Raw genomic sequence first — 23502 nt, 5'->3', positions numbered from 1 at the left:
AGTAGGTCCGTAGCGGGCTGCTGACAAGAGTCGATTTTTCTTGACGTGTGTCAAACGGGGCCGTACTGTTCCTGTGACCGGTGTCACTGCCGGTTGGTCTCCGTCATGCGGCGGAACATGCAGGAGGTCGTATGCCGAATCCCACCGTCGCGGTCATCGGGGCCGGAATCAGCGGTTTGACCACCGGGAAGATGCTCGGCGATTACGGGATCGGCTACACCTGCTTCGAATCCTCGGACCGGATCGGCGGCAACTGGGCCTTCGGTAATCCGAACGGGCATTCCAGCGCGTATCGGTCGCTGCATATCGATACCTCGAAGTACCAGCTCTCGTTCCGGGACTATCCGATGCCGGATTCCTATCCCGATTTCCCGCACCACAGCCTGATCAAGGAATACCTCGAGGGCTATGCCGCAGCCTTCGATCTGAAGCGGTCCATCGAATTCGGGAACGGGGTCCGGCACGTCCGCCCGGCCGGCGACGGCTGGGATATCGTGACCGAGGCCGGCGAGAACCGGAGATTCGATCTTCTGGTTGTCGCCAACGGCCACCACTGGGATCCCCGATTCCCCGATTTCCCGGGCGAATTCACCGGGCAGGCCATCCACTCCCACGCCTATATCGACCCGCGGACCCCGCTGGACCTCTACGGTAAGCGCATCCTGATCGTCGGCATCGGGAACAGTGCCGCCGATATCGCCGTCGAACTGTCCTCCCGGGCGATGGACAACGACGTCTGGCTGTCCACCCGGTCGAGCGCCTGGGTGGTGCCGAAATACTTCGCGGGCACCCCCGCGGACCGCTACTTCCGTACGGTGCCCTACATCCCGCTGTCCTGGCAGCGCAAACTGGTGCAGATCTGCACGCCCTATATCTCGGGTGATCCGGTGAAATACGGGTTGCCCGCACCGAACCACAAGTTCTTCGAGGCCCACCCCACCCAGTCGGTGGAACTTCCGCTGCGGCTCGGCTCGGGCGATGTGGTGGCCAAACCCGATGTGCGCCGGCTCGACGGCGCCACCGTGCATTTCGCCGACGGTACACACAAAGATTTCGACGTCATCATCTACTGCACCGGCTACAACATCACCTTCCCGTTCTTCGACCCGGAATTCATCAGTGCACCGGACAACCGGATCGCCCTGTACAAACGCATATTCAAACCAGGCGTGGACAATCTCGCGTTCGTCGGTTTCGCCCAGCCGTTCCCCACCCTGTTCCCGTTCGTCGAATGCCAGGCCCGGCTCGTCGCCGCCTATGCGGCCGGGCACTACCGGCCGCCGGCGCAGGAGGCGATGTTGCGGATCATCGAGGAGGATCAGCGGCGCTTCACCGGGCACGTCGTCGACCGCCCCCGGCATACCCAGCAGCTGGACTACTTCGTCTACGAACGCGATCTGCGCTGCACCGAACTGCCCGCCGGCCTGCGCCGGGCCCGGGAACACGGCAGCTCTGCGGCCGGGCGGGCCGGTTGATGGTCCGCTCGCGTACCGACCGGCGCGGACCCCCGCGCGGCGAACAGCGCCGGGAAGCGCTGCTGGTGGCGCTCGACGACCTGCTGCGCGATAACGGGGGCAGGCTCGAGGCCGTCGATATCGCCGAGATCTCCCGGCGGGCCGGGCTGACCCGCTCGGCCTTCTACTTCTATTTCGAGAACAAAGCAGCCGCCGTCGGGGCCGCCCTCGAGGATATCTACCAGGAAGTATTCGCAGTCAACGATATCCTCGTCGGCCCCGGCGACCCGGCCGCCCGGATCGAACGCACGATCCGTGGGCTCGTCGATTTCTGGGATCGCCACCGGCATCTCTACCGCGCCGTCCTGGACGCGCGCAGCGCCTCGGCCGCGGTACGCGAGATCTGGGAATCCGAACGCCAGGACTTCATCCCGTCGATAGCGGCGATGATCGAGCACGAACGCCGGGCGGGCCGCGCCCCCGCCGGCGGTGACGCGGCCACGCTCGCCGATGTGCTGTTACTGCTCAACGAGCGACTGCTCGAACGCCTCACCCTGGGGGTGGAGCTCGACCGGGAACGCTATATCGAATCGGTGGTCACGGTCTGGCTGCGCTCGATCTACGGCCACGCCTGCGCCGAACCGAACCATCGCGAGGACCCGTCATGACCCTGCACCACCACCCTGAACCGGCCGCCGAGACCGGCCCCGTCGAACTGAGCTTCCGCTCGGGTGCCGACCGGTGTCACGCGTGGTATTTCGCGGCCGGTTCAGCCGAACTCGCGGGCCCGGCCGGTCGGCCGGTCGCGGTGATGGCGCACGGGTTCGGCGGGACCAAGGATTCCGGTCTCGAACCGTTCGCCCGCGCCTACGCCGCCGCCGGAATCGACGTACTCGCCTTCGATTTCCGCTACTTCGGCGCCAGCGACGGGAACCCCCGGCAGCGGGTCCGGATGGCCGACCAGCTCGCCGACTACCGGGCGGCGGTCGCCACTGCCGCCGAACTGCCGGAGGTCGATCCGCGGCGGGTCGTGCTCTGGGGCGTCTCATTGTCCGGTGGTCATGTCTTCGCCGCGGCCGCGGCCGCCCGAGCGACCCCGGAGAAATCGGCGACAGCTCGGGCCGCGCTCGCCGCGGTCGTTTCGCTGACCCCGCTGGTGGACGGCCGCGCCGCAACCGCGCAGGCGGTGCGGTCCGGTGGGGTCGCGGCAACACTGCGCGGCGCCTGCACCGGCCTGCGACGGCAGCTGGACGCGGTGACCGGTGGTCCGGGCCTCATCCCGCTGGTCGGGCGGCCCGGGGAAGCCGCGGCGCTGGCACTGGACGGCTGGTACGAGTCCTATCTCGCCCTGGCCGGTCCCACCTGGCGTAACGAGATCGATGCAGGTGTGCTGCCGCAGCTGGCCGGTTACCGCCCGGCCCGGGCGGCCGCCGGTCTGCAACTGCCGGTACTGGTGCAGATCGCCGATTTCGACCGCGGCGCGCCGCCGTATGCCGCGGCGAAGGCCGCCTTCGCCGCGCGGGCCGAGGTCCGCCACTATCCCTGCGATCACTTCGGGGTCTGGCCGGGAAACCCCTTCTTCGAGCCGGCCGTCGGCCATCAGCTGATGTTCCTGCGCCGGCACCTCGCGGCCGGTCCGCCGGACCCGGCAATGTGAGCCACCACAAATTGCAGGCAGGTAACGCCAGATGTGAATGCCCTTACGATCAGCGAGATTCGGCATATCGTCGTGCGGGTAGTACACGGGACCGGCGGTGAATTCGCGGCTGCCGGCCCGCGAGTGAGACACAGGAGCGCAATGAATGCCAAGACCGAACTCGTCCGCGAACTGAACGGGCCCACCGCAGCCTCGGAGATGCTCTCCGACCAGGAGATCGAGGATCTGCTCGGGTTGTTCCGCGGGGCCCAGCAACAGGAAAAGGAACTGCTCATCGAGGCGGTCAACGGGATGATCCGTTTCTTCCCGCCGCCGTTCAAAACGATCACGCGCCGGATCATGTTCGGGGATCTTCTCGAGAAATGAGCGATCTGGTCACCCGCGCACAGATGATTCTGCTGGCGCGCACACTTCATGTTCCCGTCGAACGGATCGCCTACCTCGAACGGCTCGGCGCCGAACACCTGCACGAACTCGAACAGCGTATTTCCGGACGGATCTTCGAATACCACGGCGAGATGTTCAAACGGATCGGCCGCCTGGTCCCGATCATCCCGCTGCAGGTATCGCTTCCGCTCGTCCAGCGCATCGTGCCCCCGATGATGACCGGTCGCGCCGCCGGTGCCGTGGGGGTCGAGTATCCCGACGCCGCCGCCGAAACGCTCACAATGCTCAAAACCGAGTACGCGGCGGACTGCACACCATACGTGGACCCCAAGGCGCTCGGTGAACTCGGCGACATCATGGCGGCCGAGCCGCTGGTCGCGATCGTGAACGAGGTCCTGCGCCGAAAGGACCACATCACCGCCGGGCCGTTCCTCGAATATGCCTCGCCGAAGATGGTCGAAGCCGTCGAACGCGGAACCCTCGACGACGAGGGCATCATCTTCTCCGCCGCCTACGCCTACTCCGCGCCCGCCGTCAGCAACATACTGCGCCAGTTGCTGGATGGCGGATCCGAGCGGATACCGCGGATGATGCAGAACGTCTTGGCGGGCTCGCCGGAACTGCAGGAGGCCGCGATTTCGGTGATGTCACGCGCCGAAGCGGATGTGGTGTTCCGGATCGGCGATATCCTGCTGTCCCTGGCCGCCCCCGAAGCCCTGGGCAAACTCGCGGCGCACACCATCCAGCGGGGCGCGGCGCCGGAACTGATGACATTCGTATCGAAATTCAGTCAGCCGGGGCTGCAGCGGATGGCGATGAACCCGATCTTCGCCAATACCGCCGCGCTCATCGCCATAGTGGAATCGTTGACGGCGGCGTTCGAACCCGGGCCCTGGAAAGGGCTGCTGCTGCTGGCCGAACGCAGCCATCCCGATGTGCAACGGTACGTCGCCGGGCTGATCGCCCGGATGCCGGTGAAACAGATAGCCGAACTGCCCTCGGTGGCCAACGCCGACGATCTGTGGCCGGAACTGCTGCGTTTGCTGGCCGTTGCCGAGGAGCCCGCCCAGCGGCGAATCGGTGTGGTGTGGGCGCAGCTGGCGGCGGAGCGGCGCGCCGGCCTGCACCGGCGGATAGCGGAGCTCGAACTGGACGGCCGGCTCCCCGGGATCGTTCAAGAGGTTCCCAACGTCTCGGTAGAGGAGGTGTTCTACCAGCGTAGACGGCGCATCCGGCGTCGCGGCGCGGACTCCGACAGCTGGAGCGTGGTCTGATCGGCGGGCCGTATCCGCCGCGGATTTCGGGCCGGAATCGGCGAGTCTACGGCGAATGCGGCCCACAGATCGTCGAACTTCAGTACCGTCGAATAGTTCTCTTGATCTTCGCTCTGGATTTGCTGGCCCCGCCGGATCGGCGGCGGATCGAGAAAAGAGGTCGGTACGAGATGAGCAACGGATATTTCCTGCACCGGATGCGCCGGATGGCCGCGCTCACCGGGGTGGCGGCGGCGGTCCTGGCCCCGGCGGCGCCCGCCTTCGCCGAACCGCTGTGGCCCAACGGGCCCAACGTCCCCGGCGTGCCCGCGATCGTCCCCGCCCAGGCCCCGTGCTCGCCCGCGGCGCGGGCCTGCCTGCGACTGTCCACGAACGAGGTCTGGCTGATGGACAACGGCAAGGTGGTCTACGGGCCGACACCGATGTCGCACGGGATGGACGGCTACGAGACTCCACCCGGGGTATTCGACGTGGATTTCAAACGCCCCTACCACTGGAGCACCATGCATCACGCCCCGATGCACTATGCGGTGTTCTTCAACGGCGATATCGCTTTCCACATCGGGCCGGTGGAGCACAAATCGCACGGTTGCATCCGGTTGACCGAACCGGGCGCGGTCGCGGTCTACCACTATCTGAACCCCGGCGATGTGGTCGAGGTGGTCCCCTGACCCCGGCGCGGGCGCCGGCCGGGGCCGGTATCCAACCCGGTCACCGATGTGCTCGCGCGGTTTCGTAGGCTTGACCCATGTGGATCATCGTGGCTGTATCGGTCATCAGTTGCCTGCTCATCGCCATCGGCTTCGCGATCGGCCTGCCCGACTGACATCGATTCGGCCGTTCCGGAACGCTACCGGTCCGCTGCGGGCGGACCGGTAGCTGCCGTTGCGGCAGCGAATGTCTCGGTCAGTCCCGGCCGGGCGTCGATTCGCGCTCGGTCTCGACGGCCCGCCGGTCGACGGCCACCGGGCGCAGCCGGGCCCAGGTCAGGAAGGCGACGGCCACGACGAGCATGCCCAGCCCCGCCCACAGGTTCACATTGACACCGCCGGTCTTGGCTTCTTCGGCGGCGGTGTCGTGCACCAATCCGGTGATCACCAGGACGATGCCGTAGAGGCCGAGCAGGCCGCCGACGATGGTGCGGATATCGAAGAGCACGATCGTTGTCCTATCCGGTCGCGATATTGAGGATGATCACGAGCACCAGCGCGATACCCGCCAGGAGCGCCGGCCGCTGATACCAGGGCAGGGTGGCGGCTTCCGGGTCGGTGCGCTGCTCGCGCGGTGTCTCCGAGTACACCAGGCCCACGAGTTCGGCTGCCGGTTTCGGCGCTGTCACCATGGTGACGGCCACGCTGACCAGGATATCCACCACGAAGGCGGCACCGGCCGCGACGAAGCTGACGCCCTGCCCGGACAGCGAGAAAACTCCCGTCTCGTTCAGTACGAAGATCGCCACCGCGACCGCGGTACCGGCCACGAGGCCGGTCCAGCCGGCGGCCGGGGTCATCCGTTTCCAGAACATGCCGAGGATGAAGGTCGCGAACAGCGGCGCGTTGAAGAAGCTGAACAAGGTCTGCAGGTAGTCCATGATGTTGCTGAACCCGCCCGCTATGAACGCGGTGAAAATCGCGGCGATGGTGGCGCCGACTGTCGCCAGGCGGCCGACGGTCAGGTAGTACTTGTCGGACCGATCCTTGACCACGTACTGCTGCCACAGGTCGATGCTGAACACTGTGTTGAAGGCCGATACGTTGGCCGCCATCCCGGCCATGAATGCGGCCAGCAGCCCGGCCAGGCCCACCCCCAGCAGCCCGTTGGGCAGTACCTCCTTCATCAGGTACAGCAGTGCCTGGTTGTAGGTGACATCGCTGTCCACATCCGGGTTCGCGGTGACGGCCTGTTTGTACTCGGCCATCTGCGGTACCAGTACGGCGCTGATCATGCCCGGGATGATCACGATCAGCGGGATCAGGATCTTCGGGTAGGCGCCGATGATCGGGGTACGCCGGGCGGCCGCGATGGAATGTGTCGCCAGCGCGCGCTGTACCTCGACGAAGTTGGTGGTCCAGTAGCCGAACGAGAGCACGAAACCCAGGCCGAAAACGATGCCGAGGATGGACAGGAAATCGTTGGCGAAACCGGACAGGGCATTACCCGGCCAGGAATCCAGCTGTTCCGGGCCGCCGGGCGAAGCCGCCACCTTGTCCTGCAGCCCGGACCAGCCGCCCACCCGGTGCAGGCCGATCAGCGTGAGGGGCAGCAAGGCGGCCACGATGACGAAGAACTGCAGCACCTCGTTGTAGATCGCCGCCGACAGGCCGCCGAGGGTGATATAGGAAAGCACGATCACCGCCGCCGCGACCACCGCGACCCACAGCGGCCAGCCCAGCAGCACATTCAAGATGGTGCCGAGCAGGTAAAGGTTCACACCGGCGATGAGTACCTGGGCGACAGCGAAACTGAGCGCGTTCACCAGGTGCGCACCGGTACCGAAGCGGCGCCGCATGAACTCCGGCACACTGCGCACCTTCGAGCCGTAGTAGAACGGCATCATCACCACGCCCAGGAAGAGCATGGCCGGCACCGCGCCGATCCAGAAGTAGTGGAAGGCGGGAAAACCGTACTCCGCGCCGTTGGCCGACATCCCCATGATCTCGACTGCGCCCAGATTGGCCGAGATGAACGCCAGGCCCGTCACCCAGGCCGGCAATGACCGCCCGGACAGGAAGAAATCCATACTCGACGAGATACGCTGCCGGGCCAGCAGGCCGATGCCGAGGACGAAAACGAAGTAGAGCGCGACTATCGCGTAGTCGACGGCTTGGGCGTCGAGTCGCAGCACCTCACCCTCCGCGAGCGGGGAGACGATCTGCTGGGAAACTTCGAACTGCGGCATACGTTCTCCTCGAAGCGGCCACGGACAACCGCGTGCGGTTCACCGCATCGGCAGTACCGATGGCCGGCCGCACTACCAGATCTGCTCTGGTGCATAGAACGTACCGCGCGCGGTCGTGGCCCGGGCTGTGTTGATCAAAGCCGGGCGTGTCCGTGGGGCGTGCGGGCAATGGCCGAAATCGGCCGGGGCGGGGCGGTCTGTGGGGCGGTGTGCCGGGGCTGCCCGAGCGGCAACGGTATCCATATCCTGTCTGCCGCCCCGGACAGCCAGATCGCGGTGCACTGGGCAATTGGGCGGCTTCCCGCGCACAGCCCGGGTGGCCGCCGCGGATTCGGTGCGGCCGGCCCGGCGATTCCGGTGCTGTGTCGCCGACTCTCGGTTGATATGCACAAATGCGTACGCATGCGTGCGGGCGCAGGCTCTCGTGCGCTGTGCCGCGGATTGCTACCATTGACGACGGCGCAGCCAAACACGTTGTGCACCAGAGGATTAGACCGTCCCCTGGTGCCGGTGTGGTGTGCGTGGGTTTCGTGGTCACCGGAGTAGGGGTTGCCGTGATTGTACGCGTGCAGAGTGCCGAATTGTCCAGTGTGCAGCGCTTCCTGCTCCGGCTGATCGGTGACTGGGGGGCGGGTTCGGAGCGTATCGGCGGTATCGCCCTGCTCGGTTGTCCGCTGCCGCGGCCACGCCGCCGCTCCACCACGGTGATCGACCTGCTGGTCTGGACGCCGCACGGGTGCACGCTGGTGGTTCTGGCGGATTTCGGTTCGGTTCAGCACGGTGTGCTCGAGACGCCGCCGGGCGGCCGGTGGCAGGTCGGTGAACGCGCGGCCGATCTGCGCACGGGGTCCGGTACGGCCAATCCACTGGTACGGGCCCGGCGGCAACGAACCGAACTGGCGGCGATATTCCGCCGCCACGGTGTGCCCGAGCAGATCGATCTGCTCGTGGTCCTGATCCCGAAAACCGGATCGCGCATCACCTGGGCCCGGCCGCCGCAGGAGCCGGGTGAGGACACGATCATGGTGCGTATCGGGCAATCGGCGGACTTCACCGAGTATTTCGAGCGCCCACCCGGCCGGGTCGTACGCTGGCGCGCCGCCGATCTCGCCCGGGCGTTCCCGGCGCTCGGAATACCGCTGTCCGCGCCGGCTCCCGAGGAGTCGGCGGCCGAAGGATTCGAAGTAACCGCGGACGACACAATGACCCGGCTGCCGGTCGCGGCGGATTCGGCGGCGGGCCGGTTGCGTAGGACCGGCTTTCCGCTGTTCGGCGGTTCTCGACGCCGGACAGCGCAGCCGGTCGACGCTGTCGAACCCCCCGGAAGTGGCCGCCGCGGGCGAATCGTCCACGGACTCACCGGTTGGACGGAACACGACGGCGTCGTGCCGGTTGCCGGCCCGGCCGGCTCCCGGGTTCATCCGGGAGACGGGGGACCGGTGCCCGATGGCGCGACTGCACCGCCCGCCGCGCCGAGTAGGCCGCCGCATTCCCGGGCCGGTGAGGTGGCGTCACGGTCGGCGGACGCCGCGGCGTCGCCGGTGGAACCGACATGGCCGGCCGAGGAGCCCTTGTCGTATTCCAGCGCAACGGATACCTCCGTGGCGCAGGACTGCGCCGGTGAGGTCCCCGCGGCTCAGGCTCCTGCCGCTGACGTCCCTGCCGACCAGAGCCTCGTCGCTCAGGGTTCCACGGATGACGTTCCCGAGGAGCGGCGTTCTCGGTTGCGGTCGGCGCAGCGGTTCTCCGATCAAGGGCCGGGTCCTGCGCCGGCTGCGGCAGCGGATACTCGTTTCGGGTGGCCCGCGGGCTCGGGATGGACGCGCGGCCTGCGTGAACGTCATCCTCGGACCTCGGCAGAAGTGACGGAAGATGCTTCGCGCCGGAGTTCTCGCGGCGCATCGGTGGCAGGGGCGGATTCGCCGGTTTCGGCCGGGCAGTCTCGAACCGGTGGGGAAATATCGCGTCCGGCGGCTACGACCGGCAGCCCGGCCGAGCAGCCGCAGAGCCGGACTCGTGGGCGTGGAACGCTCGAATCCGCACGGGGCGCGGTAGGTGTCCGGCGGAGGTCGACCGGTGTTCGAAAGGCTACGGGCCGTTGGCGAGATCCCGGCCGGATAGTGCGCTCCACAGCCGGTCCGTGGCGGCCGGAACACGAGCAACCGGTAGTGGGACCGCGCGCATCGGGACAGCGGGAGGCCGGGCGACCGGGAGAGAAGGCGGGCGGTGGCCGTGGTGCGCGGTATGCGGCCGCGGTCGGGGCGGCGGGAGCGGTACTGGCGGTGGTCGCCGGCACGGTGTTCGCGGCTTCCGGCTTCGCCCGGTTCGAGGTGGCGGAATACGGGTCGCTGTGCCGTGGCGGGGGTGGCACGACTGTTGCCGCGCCCTATTCGGCGGCGGGAACCAGCCCTGTGCACCTGGCCGGTGCACTCTCGGAGGTCACCGCGTTCGGGCCGTCCGCGGTGTGGCATCCCGTCGACGCGCGGTCGGTGCAGTTGGTCGCCTGCGTATCGGAGGGGCAGCTCGGGAGCCTGGTGCGGACCTGCCAATATCCGCCCGCCCCCGGCCATCCGGTCGGCCGGACATTGAACCTGTTCGCGATGGGATACCGGCTCAGCGTGTACGAGGCCCGGACCGGCAACCGGCTGGCGGCGATCGACCTCACCGGTGAACAGTTCGCAGCCGACCCGGCGGTGACCGAACCGGACGAATGCCGGGCGGCGACGGGCGCGCCGGAAGATGGGCTGCCGGGGCGGCGGCACAGCCGGTTGTCACATCGGCAGGTCCAGCACGCGCTCGCTCCGTTCGTGACTCCGTCGGCAGCCCATATCCAGGCGGCCCGCTGACCGGCCGAAACCGGAAATGCGGGCTACTCGGTCGGCTGGACACCCGTGGCCGGCGGGGTCGGCTGTCCAGCGGCGTTCACACTGTCGAACCGTTCGGGCCCGGCTTCGACGGATCGGCGAGTACCTCGCGCAGCACGGCGGCGAACGCCTCCGGCTCGCCGGTCATCCCGAATTCGCCGCCCAGGAAACCCGCGTGCCCACCCGGGAAGGCAACGGCCTCGCTGTCCAGGGCAGCAGCGAGGGCGATAGCGGCGCGAGCACACAACTCCCCGGCCGACGCGCGGCCGGTACCGAGCACTATCCGGGTGGGCGAGGCGGCGAGCGCCGCGAGGTCGTATTCGTAACCGCAGCAGGAGAGCAGATGCGGGCCGACCATGGGATCGTCACGGGAACCGTCGTCGGTTGCGGGGAGACCGAACTGGGCCGGGTCCGGGGCGGGGCGATCGGTGTACTCGGCGGTGAGCTCACCCCGGTGCGATATCAGGGTGATGAATTTCGCCATGGCAGGGCCGAGCCCGGCTTCCTGGTATGTGGCGGTGATATCGGTGGACACGGCGAGTACCCGGTCGCGGTCGGGCAGGAACTGCGCGGTCGGCGGCTCGTGGGCGACCAGGGTGCGCACCAGTTCACCGTGCCGGGCCACCAGCGCGAGAGCGTTGACCGCGCCGCCGCTGCTGGCGAAGATATCCACCGGTCCGGTGGCCAGTGCTTCGATGATGCGGTGAATATCGTCCGCATGTTCCTCGGGGGTGCCCGATGTGGTCCCGTCGTTGCGGGTACTGCGGGCGATACCGCGCGGATCGTAGGTCACCACGGGCCGGTCGGTGAAATACTGCGCCAGGGTGCCGAACCCGGTTGCTTCCATCGGGGAACCGACCATCAGGAGCGGAATCGATTCATGCCGGTGCAGGTCGCCGTGGATATCGTAGGTGAGGTCGGCGCCGGAAGCGGCGAGCGTACGGGTTTCGATATCGGTCATCGCAATCCTTCGGGAGATCGATCGGACACAACTGTGGACGGTACGGCCGGTGCGAATTGATCGGTGATGCCGCGTCATCGGTGGCCCGCAATCAGTGCGGGGCCGAGATGGCGACCGGTTCCCGGCCGGGCCGGCCGCACCGCACGGTCGGCACAGCCGGCGCGCCGACAGCGTCGGCGTCGCCGAACCGCCAGGCCGGCCCGGCGAAGACGCCGCGGAAACCGATGATGAACGAGCCGGTCTGCGGCGGGTCGATTTTCGCGGTGTCGGGAGGGGCGGTGATTGCGGAGGTAACCGCGTCTTCTGGTTCCCCTGACCGGATATCGACTCGAGTCTCGGTGAAGGTCGCCGTGATCGCGGCGTCGTCGCGGCCCTCGGCCTGCTGGTGTAGCGCACGGCCCCGGCGGATCGGCAACTGCCGCTCTGCGGTCGCCGGGCGTGACGTCTTCCGGTGCCCGCGCCGACCCTGTACGGATTCGGGGGGCCGGACGGTCTGCGCGCACTACGCTCGGAACCTGCCGTCCACTGCCGCGCCGTAACCGGTACGGCCGACTCCAGGAGATGCACCACCGTGGCTACAGGTTCGATTCTCATCACCGGCGCCAGTTCGGGTCTGGGTGCCGAGATGGCGCGCCAGTTCGCGGCCCTCGGCTACGACCTGGCCCTGTGCGCCCGCCGGACCGAACGACTCGACGGCCTCGCCGCCGAGATCATCGGTGCGTATCCGGCGGTACGGGTGCGTACGGCAGCCCTCGATGTCACCGATTTCGATGCGGTGCCCCGGGTGTTCGACGAGTTCGCCGCCGGATTCGGCCGTCTGGACCGGGTGATCGTCAACGCCGGACTCGGAAAGGGCGTGCCCTTCGGTAAGGGCGGTGACCGGCCGAACCGGCAGACCGCGATCACCAATTTCCTCGGCGCCATGGCGCAGATGGAAGCCGCCATGAAGATTTTCCGGGCGCAGGGCGGCGGGCATCTCGTGGTGATCTCCTCGATTTCGGCGCTGCGGGGGATGCCCAAGACGATGACCAGTTACGCGGCCAGCAAGGCCGGTGTGGCCGCCATGGCCGAAGGGATTGCCGCCGAAGGCGTTCCGGGTGTGGACGTCTCCATCGTGTTCCCGGGCTATATCGCTTCGGAGATGAACGAGAAGGCCGCCCATCCACCCAAATTCCTGGTCGATACCCCGACCGGGGTGCGGTCCATGGTTTCGGCCATCGAGAAGCGCCGGTTCAAGGCATACACGCCCGCCTGGCCGTGGGTCCCGTTCGGTTACGCCATGAAAGTGCTGCCGCTGCCGATCGTGCGCCGGATCGCCGGTATCTGACCTGGGCCCGCCCGCATCCCGGCACGGGTACGGGCAGCTGACACCGCTCGATCGATGGCTCGGCTCGCCTGTCGTCGCGAGGACCGCCTGAAACAGCGATCACCAGGTCCGGTCGGCACCGCTCCGGGGCGTATCGGGCGGTGCCGAGGCGATATCAGGTCTCACTGTCGATATCGAGCAGGTCGACAGCGGCCGAGAGGTCGGCCAGTGCCCGCACGATCTCGGTCAGCCGGTCCTGACCCACCTGCTCTGCGAGCCGGGCGGCGAATTCGGCGTGCCGCGGGCCGATCCGCTGCACGGCCGCCTGTCCGGCTGCGGTGACGGCGACCAGTTTCGCGCGCCGGTGGGCAGGATTGGGCCGGTATTCGGCGAGGCCGCGGGCCACGAGCAGATCCGCGATCCGCTGTACGCTCTGCCGGGTCACGCCCATGATGCGGGCGATACCGGCGACGGGGAGTGGTTCACGCAGCGCCGCGCCCAGCACCTGCCACCAGGCCGCGGTGATACCGGCGGGTGCGGCCAGTTCCTCGGCAATGGCCAGAAACTGGCCGTTGAGCCGGAACGAGGTGATGGCGGCAGCGCTGAACAACTCCTGTTCGGGGTTCCCCATTACGGGCCCCGGTCAGACCACGGCCTGCCGGGCCTCGTATTCGGCCAATACCGCGTACCCGGCCGGGTCGCCCTGGCCGAACAGTCGGTACCAGCCGTCGAGTACGGCAGGTTCGTAGACGTCCAGGGCAGCGAGGACTTCGCGGGCGAACTCGAACGGCGCGGTGGAGTTGGCGGTGATCACGCCGCGGTCGGTGACGGCCGGTTCGTCCGTGTAGTGGGCTGCGCCGGAATAGCCGGTGGCGGCGAGGTATTCGGCCACGTTGCTGGTGTGTTTGCGCTCGTCGAGCAACCCGGCTGCGGCGAGACCGAATGTTGCACCGCAGATCGCCGCGACCGGTACCCCGGCGGCGGTGAACTCGCGCGCTTTGTCCGCGAAGTCGCTCAGGTCGCCGCTGTCCCAGCCGTCGGCACCGGGGAGGATGAGCATGGCGCTGTCGGCGGGGGACAGTTCGCCCAGGGTGAGGTCGGGCACGATTCGCATACCGCCCATGGTGGTGACCGGTTCGGTGCCGGTGCCGACCGTGCGGATGCGGTACCGGCCGGGTTCGCGGTGCCAGTTGCCGTTGTTGATATGTGCGGTGGCCGCGCCCACCTCCCAGTCCGCGAGGGTGTCGTAGACGGCCAGGTGCACGGTCTTCGGAATCATGACAACATGCTGTCAAAGTGGAAGTGTGCTGTCAATGAACATCTGACAGTGTGCTGTCTATGAGGTTGATCGACAGTGGGCCTGGTCGACGAGTCTCAGAAACCAGGAGCGCCGCCGATCACCTCGTCCCTTTCCAGGGCCGCGATCTCCTGCGCCGTGTACCCGAGTTCGCCCAGCACCGCGTTGTTGTCCTGTCCCAGCAGCGGGGCGTGCGTGCGGTGGTAGCGCGCGGGAGCGGCGGAAAAGCGGGCCGGGACCGTGCTGTGACGCGCGGTGGGATTGATCGGATGGGCGACCGGTTCGAAGAAGCCCCGGTGGACGAGTTGGGGAATCTCGGCCTGACGGTGCGGTTGCCGGACCTCGGCCACCGGAATACCTGCCGCCCAGAGCCTGTCGACGATCTCGCCGGACAGGCGGTCGGCGCACCAGGCGGCCAGCTGCTCATCGATCTCGTCGTGATGGGCGCGCCGGCCCGCGGCCGTGCGCAGGTGCGGTGCGGTCGCCCAGGCGGGGTCACCCAGTGCCTCGGCGAGCGAGGCCCACTGTTCGTCGGTGGCGACGGCCAGCGCGACCCAGTTGTCGGGCCGGCCGAACTCGTCGAGGCCGGCCGCGCGGTACAGGTTCTGCGGCGCCGCATGCGGCCCACGATTGCCGTCGCGTTCCAGCAGTGTGCCGTAGGCGGAGTATTCGATGACCTGTTCGGCGGTGATGTTGAGGGCCGCGTCCACCATGGCGGCCTCCACGAGCATTCCCGCGCCGGTGCGCCTACGGTGTTCCAGGGCGAGCAAGAGCCCGACGAGCGCGTGCACGCCCGCATTCGGGTCGCCGAGGCAGTAGGGCTCGACGGGGTTCTGACCGGGGTAGCCGGTGCGCCAGGTCAGCCCGGAGGCATCCTCGATCACAAAGGCGAAGGCCGGATTGTCCCGCCACGGCCCGGTGAGCCCGAAACCCGGCATGCGAACCATGATCGCATCGGGTCGCAGGGTGCGGACGGTGTCGTAGTCGAGGCCGATCTGCTCGATCACTCGCGGGGTGTAGTTCTCCACGAGCACATCGCAGGAGACGACGAGGCGGCGCAGGATCTCGCGACCGGTGTCGGTGCGGAAATCGACGGTGATTCCGCGCTTGTTGGTGTTGAGCCCGGAGAAGATCCCGGATTTCTCCCACCACCGGTCCTCGTCGACCGGGACACCGGCGATGAGCCGGGTGCCGTCGGGACGCTGGGCCGATTCCACGTGGATCACTTCGGCGCCCTGTAACGCCAAGTAATGGGTGCAGGACGGACCGGCCCAGAAAGTGGTCATATCCAGTACCCGCAACCCCGTGAACGGGAGCGGGGCGTCTGTGGCCGACCGGTACGAGGTCGACGCGGGCGGTGGCGGCGATATCGGCGAGTACCCGGCCCCGGAAGCCGAGTCCGCACTGTGCCCGCGGGCAGTACCTGCTGACTTCCGGTAGTGGTCCGTGTGCGCGCCGAGCGTCGGCGCGGGTTCGGGGGAGCGCAGCAGCGTGGGGAAGGAACGGAAAGGGGGACCCGGTTGCGTGAACCCGGATTGCGGGTTCACGGTGAAGAACTCCCGGGCCCGATGCTGGTCGATTCCGGTGACGTCGGCGCCGTTGGCCACGGGACTGTTGGGTATCCGGAACGCCGTGGCCAGTTCCCGGATCTCGGCCACCGTGTGCTCGGCGAACCAGGCGGCGATCTCGGCGGCCTTCTCGTTGGTGCGTTCGGTGATCGCGGGGGTGGGATCCTCATCGATCCATTCCGGATGGCCCACCATGACGCACAGGTCGAACCACTGTTGCGCGGTACCGCAACCGACCGCGATGAGCCCGTCGGCAGCGGTGGCGACGCCGGGCCGGCTCAGCCGGCGCTGGGTGCGGAACGGGCGGTTCACGGTGTCGTAGAACGAGACCGGGTAGTACGACAGGCCCAGGATCTGGGTTTCCAGCATCGAGAGGTCGACGAGCTCACCGGTTCCGGTGCGCAATGCGCGGTGCCGGGCGGTGAGGGTCGCGGCCGCCGCGTGCGCGCCGGCGAACCATTCGCCCACCTCCCCGCCGATATGGATCGGCGCTCGCTCCGGTGCGCCGCGCCCGAGCCCGACTATGCCACCCGACCATGCCTGCAGGGTGAATTCGGTGGCCGGTCGCCCGGCCCACGGGCCGTCGAGCCCGAACGAGGTGATCGCGGTGACGACGAGATGCGGATAACGCTCCCGCAGGGCCGCCGGTGCGCAGCGCGGATCGTCGGCGAGGCCGTCGCCGGGCGACCAGACGACCGCATCGGCGGCGGTGAGCAGGGCGTCGAGCAGATCGCGGTCGTCGGCCCGAGACGGATCGACGACGATACTGTGCCCCGCCCCGGCGAGGAACTGGAACAGGGCGCCGTCGGCACCCGGCTCTGGTACCGCGTCCGAGGACGTCCGGCGGCGAAGGGCAAGACCCTGCGGTGGCTCCGCGAAGACGATCCGTGCCCCGGCGTCGGCGAGCAGTTTTGTGCAGTAGAAACCGGCGATACCACCGGCCAGTGATACGACGGTGTATCCGGTGAGCACCCCGTTCCCGGCCCCACCGTCACCGGCTGCCACGGCCTGTCTCGCCACGGAGTCGTATCGGCCGCGCCCGGTAGAGGTGCGCGCGCCGCTCGCCGGCGGTTCGGCGGTGGGCTCCTGATGCATAGGTGCTCACTTTCCCGCTGGGCGGTAGGGCCCGTGGCCCTCCGCAGGATGTCTGGTTCGCTGCGTCGGTCGGGTGCACACGGTGGTGCCGGGGCACGGGTACTGGATCGACGGACCCGCGCCGTGACAGTCGGCGCGGCCGGTGCGCGGAGCGGCCGCGCCGTTCCTCGGCCCCGTGGCCGCCGGCTTACTGCCGATAACCAGCGACATCCGGTGCGATCGGCTGCCCTCGTCCCATTATTCGGCTTTCTTCCGGCCCGACCTGCTGAGCCGGAATTCCGGCGGGAAGCGGCTGTCGTTGTCCTTGACCGAGTTGTTCAACCCGTCGTCGAAGGCGTTGTCCAGCATCAGATCGTCGTCGTCGGCGTGGATGTGGGCGCCCATCGATTCGAAGAAACCGCTGAGCAGGCTACCCATGTATTCGCCCTGCTGCTGTTTCATGATCTCGAAGAACACCTTCTGCATGAACACCGTGTCCGTGGGCCGGTTCCGGGCACAGGCGAGGGCGTATTTCGCGGTTTCGGCCTCGAGGTCCGCTCGCGGGACCACGCTGTTGAGGAAATTGCATTCCGCCATTTCTGCCGCGGAGAACGGGCGGCCGGTGAACACCATTTCCTGGAATTTGCGCAACCCCATGGTCTGCGCCCAGGTCCACATCCGCGGACCCCACCCGTAGTACCGGAACGACGGATGTCCGAACAGGGCGTCGTCGGCGGAGATCACCAGATCGGCGTCGGCGGCCTGATAGAAGTGCCACCCGTAGCAGTAGCCCTTCACCTCGACGATGCTGATCTTCTTGAACTCCTGCAGACTTCGGCAGCCGGCCTGGGCGTTTGCGTACCACTGGCTGATACTGGCGCCGTGCCGGAACGATTCCATGGGCGGGTACCGCACTTCTTCGGGGCCGATCTTGTATTCGCTCAGCCGTGGCCCCTGATCGGGGTCGTTCTGCACAGCCATGAATTCCCCGAGATCGGCGCCGGACCCGAAATCGTCCCCGGCGCCGCGGATCACCAGGACTTTGACCTCGTCGTCGATACCGGCCCGGTGGATGAGGTCGCCGTAGCGCAGGCGCGCGGCCATGGTGGGGGCGTTGAGTTGATCGGGGCGGTCGAAGGTGATGGTCGCGATGCGGGTCGACGGGTCCTTCGAATACCGGATGATGTCCTCGGCACTGGGCTGTTGCGATTCCTGCCCGGTTTCCGGCGTGCCCGGCTTCGTTCGGGTTGCCTTGTCGCCGGCCTGGCCGGCCCCGTTGTCGGGCATATCCGCGGCTCCTCTGCCTCCGGTCGCGCGCACGGCCGGTTTCCGGGTGGTCATTGCTGTCCCCAGTACGGGCTCGAGGTGAGCACTCGCGGACCGTCGTCACCGATGAGCACGGCGTCGCGGCCGAAAACGGCGCCCACGCCCTCGGCCCAGACATAGCCTGCCACCGCGAGGACCATTCCGGGCTCTAGGCGCTCCGCGTCGGCGGTACCGCGCAATGCCGGTGCCACGACCGGCGGGTCGAATCCCATGCCGAGCCCGCGGGCGACCGGCATTACGGGCAGGGGTTCGCCCGCGTCGAAGTAGGCGTCCAGGAGCCCGGAGGCGCGCGCGCCGGCCCGGCACACCTGTAACAATTTCTCCCACAGCCGGTTCCAGCGGCCGTACAGTTTCGCGACGGCCGGGGTCGCCGGACCGGCCGGCCAGGTCCGCCCGACCTCCCCGATATATCCGTCGGCGAGCACACCGGAGGAGAAGACGACCAGATCGCCATCCTGCACCCGCCGGTCCACGTTCGCCCGCCGCCACGGATGGTCGCGAGCGGTCACCCACGCTGCGTCCTGGGTGGCGGGGGTGCTCACCCCGCCGGCCGCGCACGCCTCCAGCAGTACGCCCGCGAGCCCCTCTTCGGTGACCCCGGGCGCGAGCTGTGCCACCGCCGCGCCCAGCCCTTGTTCGGCGACCCGCAGCCCGGCGCGCATCGTCTCGATCTCGGCCGCGGTCTTGACCCGCCGCGCCGCCCGGAACGCGAGTTCGCCGTCGACGATCTCGGCATTCGGGAAAGCCATGGGCAGCAGTTGGGCGAAGCCCGGCGACAGGGCGTCGGTGCCCACCCGGCGTGCCGTGGCCGCGCCGTCGATATCGCGCAGGGCGGCCATGAGATTGCGCGGATCCCATTTGGTTTCGTACAGGTTCTCGCGCGGGATGTCCTCGGGAATCCCCTCGTCCCAGGTGCTGTGCAGATGGACCGCGCCGGTCTGCCGCAGCAGCAGCGCCACCGGGCCGAACGGCCGCGTCCCGGCGACCCACAGCTGAGGCGCCCCGGACAGATAGCGGGCATTGGCCTGCCGTCCGGCGATCAGCACATCGAGATCATGGGCGTGCATCTGTGCCAGCACACGCTCGCGGCGCCCGGTCCGCAGCGCGCGATCGTCCGGCAGGATCTCAATCGCCATAGGGGGCATAGGTGTAGTCGGTGAGAGGCGTCCAGCCTCCGTCGGTAACCACCACGATCTCCTCACTGCGGTAGCCGCCGGTGCCGTCCTCCCACACCACGGGTTCGAGGACCAGCACCATGCCGGGGCGGAGCACGAAATTGTCGTCGAATTCGGCGCCGAGATCGGTGCCGATCATGGGCGTCTCGGCGGCGCTCACGCCGATTCCGTGCGAGATATAGAAATGCGGCAGCCACGGGCGTTGCCCGCCGGCCGCCTCGGTGGCCGCCCGTGCGAGCTGCCCGGCGGTGGCGCCGGGACGGATCTGCGCGAGAACGGCCTGCAGGATATGGCGCCATTGCTGGTACTGCGCCTGCTGGCGTGGTGTCGGATCCTGCCCGACGATCCAGGTGCGGCCGAAATCCGAACAGTAGCCGTTGTAGGTGATGCTGACGTCGGTCCACAGCACATCGCCGGCTTTCAGCTCACGTTCGGTGGTGAGCAGGGGCAGGGCGAGGTCACCGTGGGTGGTCCACACCCCGTCGGCCTTGCGGTCCGGCATGACCTGCCAGATGGCGTCGAGCATGGTCGCGGTGGCACCGAGTTCGAACGCGCGCCGGACGAAGCCCGCGGACAGGTCGATCTGGCGGACACCCGGCGCCAGCGCGGCGTGGACGTCGACGATGGCCTCCTCGGTGATCCGGCAGGCTTTGCGGATACAGGACAGCTCGTCGGGTGTTTTGATCAATTTGGCCGGCCCGATCACCGTGGCGGCGTCCACCGGCTGCGCACCGGGGAAGAGGCGGTCGCGCGCGCGCAGCATGGCCCCGGTGAACTCGTCGACCGCCACCGTGCCGCCGGGCCGCACCAGTTCGGCCAGCTTGCGGCCGAAATCCGCCACGCCCTCGTCGAATTCGAGATACACCGGGGGATGCAAGTGGTCTTGCGGCAGTTCGGATTCGGCCGCCGCGCCCGCGCGGAACGGCAGGAACAGATGGGGCCATTCGTCGTCGGCCGTCACCACGGCCACCGGCCGTTCGACATGGGCCAGGCCCGCGTCGCCGAGCGGCCAGTTCGCACCGGTCGCGTACACGACATTGTTGTTCAGCAGCAGGATCGCCGCGTCGACCCCGCGTTCGGCCATGGCCGAACGCAGCCGGGCCCCGGTTTCCCGGCGCATCCTCGTGCGGTCCGGGAGATCGGGTATCTCGATCGCCGCGGTCGTCACGGCAGGGTACGTGGTCATCGAATACGGCCTCCTCGGCGTTGCGCGGGCCTAGACACCCAGGAATTCCTTGATGTTGCCGCTCACCACGCGGGCCGCCTGCTCGGGCCCGAGGGCATCGACGACCGAGGCCAGGGACTGCTCCGAGTAGCCGAAGGTGCTCTCGTTGTGCGGGTAATCCGACGACCACATCACGCGGTCCACGCCGATCCGGTCGATGATGTCCAAGCCGAGCGGGTCGACCATGAACGAGGCCCGCATATGGTTGTCCCAGTAGTGGCGGACCTCGTGGTCCAGCGGCCGGTTGTACATATGCCGGTAGGATGCGTGCATATGCTCGGCGTCCTGCAGGGCCGAGGCGACCCAGTTGATACCGCCTTCGAACCAGCCGATCTGCAGACCCGGATGCCGGTCGATGATTCCGCTGAAGAGGTACTTGGAGAACAACTCCCGGAACGGCGCCACATTGTGCATCATCCCGACCACCACGCTGTTCACCTCGCACGGCGCCGACAGCGGGGATTCGCCGATATGGTGCGAGACCGGTATACCGGATTCCTCGATGGCATCCCAGACGTCGATCATCGCTGTGCTGCCGTAGTCGATGACCGCGCCGTCGTCGTCCTTCCCGGCCGACAGCGGTAGCAGAAAGGTTTTGAGCCCCAGCGCTTTCAGCTCGGTGAGGGTGCGGCGGGCGCCGTCGGCGTCCCACCAGTTGATCAACCCGACCCCGTAGAGCCTGCCACCGGAGCGCTCCTGCACCTCGGCGATGTATTCGTTGTAGATGCGGAAGCAGCGTTCGCGGACTGCCTTGTCCGGATAGAACAGCAGTGCGAGCAGGGAATTGGGGAAAGCCAGTTCTTTGTCGATCCCGTCGGCGCGCAGATCCGCGACCCGGGCTTCGAGATTGGTGCTGCAGGAGCCGTCCAGGGGGTCGTACTGCATCAGGACCCGGCTGAAATCACCGGGCAGAAACGATTTTCCCTTACGCCCGATCTGGTAGGCCCCCTCCTCGTACCAGACCCGCGGCGCCTTGTCTCGCAATTCCTCGGGGAACCGTTCGTAGAAGATATCGTCGGCGAGCGAGATGTGGTTGTCGGCGGAGAAGACCTCGGTGCCGGCGGGGAGCCCGAGGCTGCCCGCGGCCCGGCCCCGGCGGTCCTTGGGCGGGCCGAACCCCTGCGGGGGGTAGAGCGGAGCGCTGCTGGGCGAAGTCGGCATCGTGACCCTCCAATGGATCGTTGGATTCGCGAATTTGCCGCCGGCGGCCGTATCCCGCGGCCACCGGCCGGCGTCGCGGATTTCATATCGAACCGCTATGGCGAAATGTCCGCTCGTATGGGCGGGGCGAGCGGCTGGAAGCGGGGTGGCTTACCCGCCGAACTGAAAACGACATTATCATGACGGGAGAGTCACGTTCTACCCATTTGCAGCACTTGTCTTGTTTCGCGCCCGCGTACACAGCGAGAATGATATTCTCGCCAGTGGCTCGAAACGGCGTCCCGCAGGGGCTTCGAGGGCTCCATACGCGTTTCGCGCGGGTTCTGGATCGCGTGTGAAGGCCCATTACGAAAGCGGCTTCCCTGTAACCCTTGTCACAGCCCGGAAACCAACCTACTGTGTGTTCACTAGGTTTGTCAGATCGGGGTTCGGACCATGACAGCTCCTCGTCCCTATGCCTCACTCCTCGCCAAGGGGGAGGATCGCCGGCAGCGAATACTCGCCGTCGCGCAGCGCCTCCTCACCCGGAACGGCTGGCGCAGTACAACCCTGGCACAAATCGCGGGCGAGGCCGGAGTGACCTCCGCAGGGTTGCTGCATCACTTCTCCTCCAAGGAGCAGTTGCTGCACGCTGTCCTGGACGCCCGTGACGCCGAAGACCTGGAGGACGCGGATATCGGCGGCGATCTCATCGCCGAGATCCGCAAAGTCGTCACCAGGATGGAACGTTCTCCGGAGCTGGTCGGCACCTTCGTCGTCCTCCTCGTCGAGAACCTCATGCCCGAGGCGCCACTGCACGATCGGATGCTCGATCGGTGGCGCACGGCCGTCGAACTCGTCACGCAGGCGATCCGGCGGGGCCAGGACAGTGGCCGGTACCGGCGCGATTTCGATCCGCGGCTGCGCGCGGTCGAGATAGTCGCCTTTCTGAACGGAATGGAGATCTCGTGGCTGCTCGATCGTTCGATCCCGCTGGCCGAAGTTTTCAACGGTTACACCGAGTCGCTGGCCCGCGACTTGGCGGCGAAGGAGATGTGATGAGGTACCGGCTCGATGTGGTGGCGGCGACCGTGGCCGACGCGGTCCAGTTCGCCGGCGGGTGGTTGTTCGACCGCTCGGTGGCCGGGTGGGAAGTGACGGTCCTGCTCGCGCGGCCGTCCGATATCCGCCCGCTGAAAATCCTCGGTGCCGAGGTCCGCGAGCTCGACTCCGTGCTGGCGACCGAGGTCCCGGGACGGTTGCCGCAAGCGCTGGCCGTGAACGCCGATGTCTGTAGCCGGGACGGCCGGGCGCGTAAAGGCGTATTGCGGGCGCTGGAGGATCGTGGGATCGAGGTCGTCGTCTGGGGTGACGGCTGGCCGGCGGGGCAGGACCACGGTGTGGATCCGGTGTTGCACCGCCTGAGTTATGCGGCCCGTGCGTTCAAGGCGCAGGCGCTGATGGCGGCCGGGCTCTCGGCTGCCGCGGTGACTCCGAGTGAGATATTCCGCAGCGGTGCCATGGAATTCGCGCCGGTCTGCGCGGATTTGGTACCGGCGGTCTGACGCGCACACGGGGTTGGATACGGGCGGGCGGGCCGGGGCGGATCGGCTCCGGCTCCATGAGGTGAGGACGGCCGGCCGGGTCGGTATGTGACGGACCGGCCCGGACAATGGCCGCGGGGGATGTGATCGTGGCGGGTTTCGAGGTCCCGTCTGCGACAGCCATTATTCTTACGGTGTTGTCGAGGGGGTTTCGTGAATTATCCGCTGTCCTCCCGCGAGGTCCGTTCGCAATTATGCGAATTCGGCGGACCGGCGTGGTCCGCGCACGGGGTCGGGCAAATTCTGAAACGTTGATCGTCATGATTTTCCGGGGTGGTGCGCGTCGGTTTT

Annotated in this window: 21 protein-coding genes; 10 read left to right on the top strand and 11 right to left on the bottom strand. The window is 67.7% G+C overall.

Features of this window, described 5'->3' with window-relative positions:
- Positions 1–131: 131 nt before the first annotated feature.
- The 6 genes from IU448_RS25770 to IU448_RS25745 all read left to right on the top strand — a co-directional run bounded on the left by IU448_RS25770 (position 132) and on the right by IU448_RS25745 (position 5443).
- Positions 132–1475: a flavin-containing monooxygenase gene (locus IU448_RS25770; RefSeq protein ID WP_195058270.1), complete on the top strand. Its 1344-nt coding sequence runs from the start codon at positions 132–134 to the stop codon at positions 1473–1475.
- Entirely contained in the window at positions 1475–2122 is a 648-nt protein-coding gene (locus tag IU448_RS25765) for a TetR/AcrR family transcriptional regulator (protein WP_195058269.1), read from the top strand. The genes IU448_RS25770 and IU448_RS25765 overlap by 1 nt, the downstream gene beginning before the upstream one ends.
- Positions 2119–3111: an alpha/beta hydrolase gene (locus IU448_RS25760; RefSeq protein ID WP_195058268.1), complete on the top strand. Its 993-nt coding sequence runs from the start codon at positions 2119–2121 to the stop codon at positions 3109–3111. Before IU448_RS25765 ends, IU448_RS25760 begins: the two co-directional genes overlap by 4 nt.
- Positions 3112–3252: 141 nt before the next feature.
- A complete protein-coding gene (locus tag IU448_RS25755; RefSeq protein WP_195058267.1) occupies positions 3253–3477 on the top strand; it encodes a hypothetical protein in 225 nt (74 codons plus the stop codon).
- Positions 3474–4772 carry a hypothetical protein gene (locus IU448_RS25750; RefSeq protein ID WP_195058266.1) on the top strand — a complete coding sequence of 433 codons (1299 nt, stop codon included), beginning with the start codon at positions 3474–3476 and terminating at the stop codon, positions 4770–4772. Before IU448_RS25755 ends, IU448_RS25750 begins: the two co-directional genes overlap by 4 nt.
- A 170-nt stretch (positions 4773–4942) precedes the next feature.
- The gene (locus IU448_RS25745) at positions 4943–5443 is read left to right on the top strand and encodes a L,D-transpeptidase (RefSeq protein ID WP_228814225.1); all 501 of its coding nucleotides are present in this window, start codon (positions 4943–4945) and stop codon (positions 5441–5443) included.
- A gap of 235 nt (positions 5444–5678) precedes the next feature.
- Here the strand turns inward: IU448_RS25745 and IU448_RS25740 are convergent, their stop codons facing one another.
- Both IU448_RS25740 and IU448_RS25735 read right to left on the bottom strand, forming a co-directional pair.
- Positions 5679–5930, bottom strand: coding sequence for a hypothetical protein (locus IU448_RS25740; protein ID WP_195058265.1), 252 nt, complete (start codon positions 5928–5930; stop codon positions 5679–5681).
- Positions 5931–5940: 10 nt separating this feature from the next.
- Positions 5941–7671, bottom strand: coding sequence for a sodium:solute symporter family protein (locus IU448_RS25735; RefSeq protein ID WP_195058264.1), 1731 nt, complete (start codon positions 7669–7671; stop codon positions 5941–5943).
- 554 nt (positions 7672–8225) lie between these two features.
- Here IU448_RS25735 and IU448_RS25730 point away from each other — a divergent pair.
- Positions 8226–10517, top strand: a complete 2292-nt coding sequence (locus tag IU448_RS25730; RefSeq protein ID WP_195058263.1) for a nuclease-related domain-containing protein — start codon at positions 8226–8228, stop codon at positions 10515–10517.
- A 76-nt stretch (positions 10518–10593) separates the two neighbouring features.
- Here IU448_RS25730 and IU448_RS25725 read toward each other — a convergent pair whose 3' ends face one another.
- Both IU448_RS25725 and IU448_RS25720 read right to left on the bottom strand, forming a co-directional pair.
- On the bottom strand, positions 10594–11496 hold the full coding sequence (locus IU448_RS25725) for an alpha/beta fold hydrolase (RefSeq protein ID WP_195058262.1): 903 nt from the start codon (positions 11494–11496) through the stop codon (positions 10594–10596).
- A gap of 91 nt (positions 11497–11587) precedes the next feature.
- Positions 11588–11911: a hypothetical protein gene (locus IU448_RS25720; RefSeq protein WP_195058261.1), complete on the bottom strand. Its 324-nt coding sequence runs from the start codon at positions 11909–11911 to the stop codon at positions 11588–11590.
- A 156-nt stretch (positions 11912–12067) separates the two neighbouring features.
- On the opposite strand from IU448_RS25720, the gene IU448_RS25715 reads away from it, so the two are divergent.
- The gene (locus tag IU448_RS25715) at positions 12068–12823 is read left to right on the top strand and encodes an SDR family oxidoreductase (RefSeq protein ID WP_195058260.1); all 756 of its coding nucleotides are present in this window, start codon (positions 12068–12070) and stop codon (positions 12821–12823) included.
- 154 nt (positions 12824–12977) lie between these two features.
- On the opposite strand, the gene IU448_RS25710 is transcribed toward IU448_RS25715, so the two are convergent.
- From IU448_RS25710 to IU448_RS25680, 7 genes are all read right to left on the bottom strand, one after another.
- Entirely contained in the window at positions 12978–13433 is a 456-nt protein-coding gene (locus tag IU448_RS25710; RefSeq protein WP_195058259.1) for a MarR family winged helix-turn-helix transcriptional regulator, read from the bottom strand.
- 12 nt (positions 13434–13445) lie between these two features.
- Positions 13446–14081, bottom strand: a complete 636-nt coding sequence (locus tag IU448_RS25705) for a type 1 glutamine amidotransferase family protein (RefSeq protein ID WP_195058258.1) — start codon at positions 14079–14081, stop codon at positions 13446–13448.
- Between the two features lie 95 nt (positions 14082–14176).
- Positions 14177–16687, bottom strand: coding sequence for a CoA transferase (locus IU448_RS25700; protein WP_324188718.1), 2511 nt, complete (start codon positions 16685–16687; stop codon positions 14177–14179).
- 312 nt (positions 16688–16999) lie between these two features.
- On the bottom strand, positions 17000–18028 hold the full coding sequence (locus IU448_RS25695) for an enoyl-CoA hydratase/isomerase family protein (RefSeq protein ID WP_195058256.1): 1029 nt from the start codon (positions 18026–18028) through the stop codon (positions 17000–17002).
- A 50-nt stretch (positions 18029–18078) separates the two neighbouring features.
- The gene (locus tag IU448_RS25690; RefSeq protein ID WP_195058255.1) at positions 18079–19203 is read right to left on the bottom strand and encodes a M24 family metallopeptidase; all 1125 of its coding nucleotides are present in this window, start codon (positions 19201–19203) and stop codon (positions 18079–18081) included.
- On the bottom strand, positions 19193–20428 hold the full coding sequence (locus IU448_RS25685; RefSeq protein WP_195058254.1) for a M24 family metallopeptidase: 1236 nt from the start codon (positions 20426–20428) through the stop codon (positions 19193–19195). Before IU448_RS25685 ends, IU448_RS25690 begins: the two co-directional genes overlap by 11 nt.
- A gap of 30 nt (positions 20429–20458) precedes the next feature.
- On the bottom strand, positions 20459–21628 hold the full coding sequence (locus IU448_RS25680) for an amidohydrolase family protein (protein ID WP_195058253.1): 1170 nt from the start codon (positions 21626–21628) through the stop codon (positions 20459–20461).
- 435 nt (positions 21629–22063) lie between these two features.
- On the opposite strand from IU448_RS25680, the gene IU448_RS25675 reads away from it, so the two are divergent.
- Both IU448_RS25675 and IU448_RS25670 read left to right on the top strand, forming a co-directional pair.
- Positions 22064–22666: a TetR/AcrR family transcriptional regulator gene (locus tag IU448_RS25675; protein WP_195058252.1), complete on the top strand. Its 603-nt coding sequence runs from the start codon at positions 22064–22066 to the stop codon at positions 22664–22666.
- A complete protein-coding gene (locus IU448_RS25670) occupies positions 22666–23172 on the top strand; it encodes a hypothetical protein (protein ID WP_195058251.1) in 507 nt (168 codons plus the stop codon). Before IU448_RS25675 ends, IU448_RS25670 begins: the two co-directional genes overlap by 1 nt.
- The last annotated feature ends 330 nt before the right edge of the window (positions 23173–23502 follow it).

The sequence above is a fragment of the Nocardia flavorosea genome, assembly GCF_015477805.1.
In the GTDB taxonomy this organism is placed as follows: Bacteria; Actinomycetota; Actinomycetes; order Mycobacteriales; family Mycobacteriaceae; genus Nocardia; species Nocardia flavorosea_A.
This window is presented reverse-complemented; position numbering and strand designations above follow the sequence as displayed.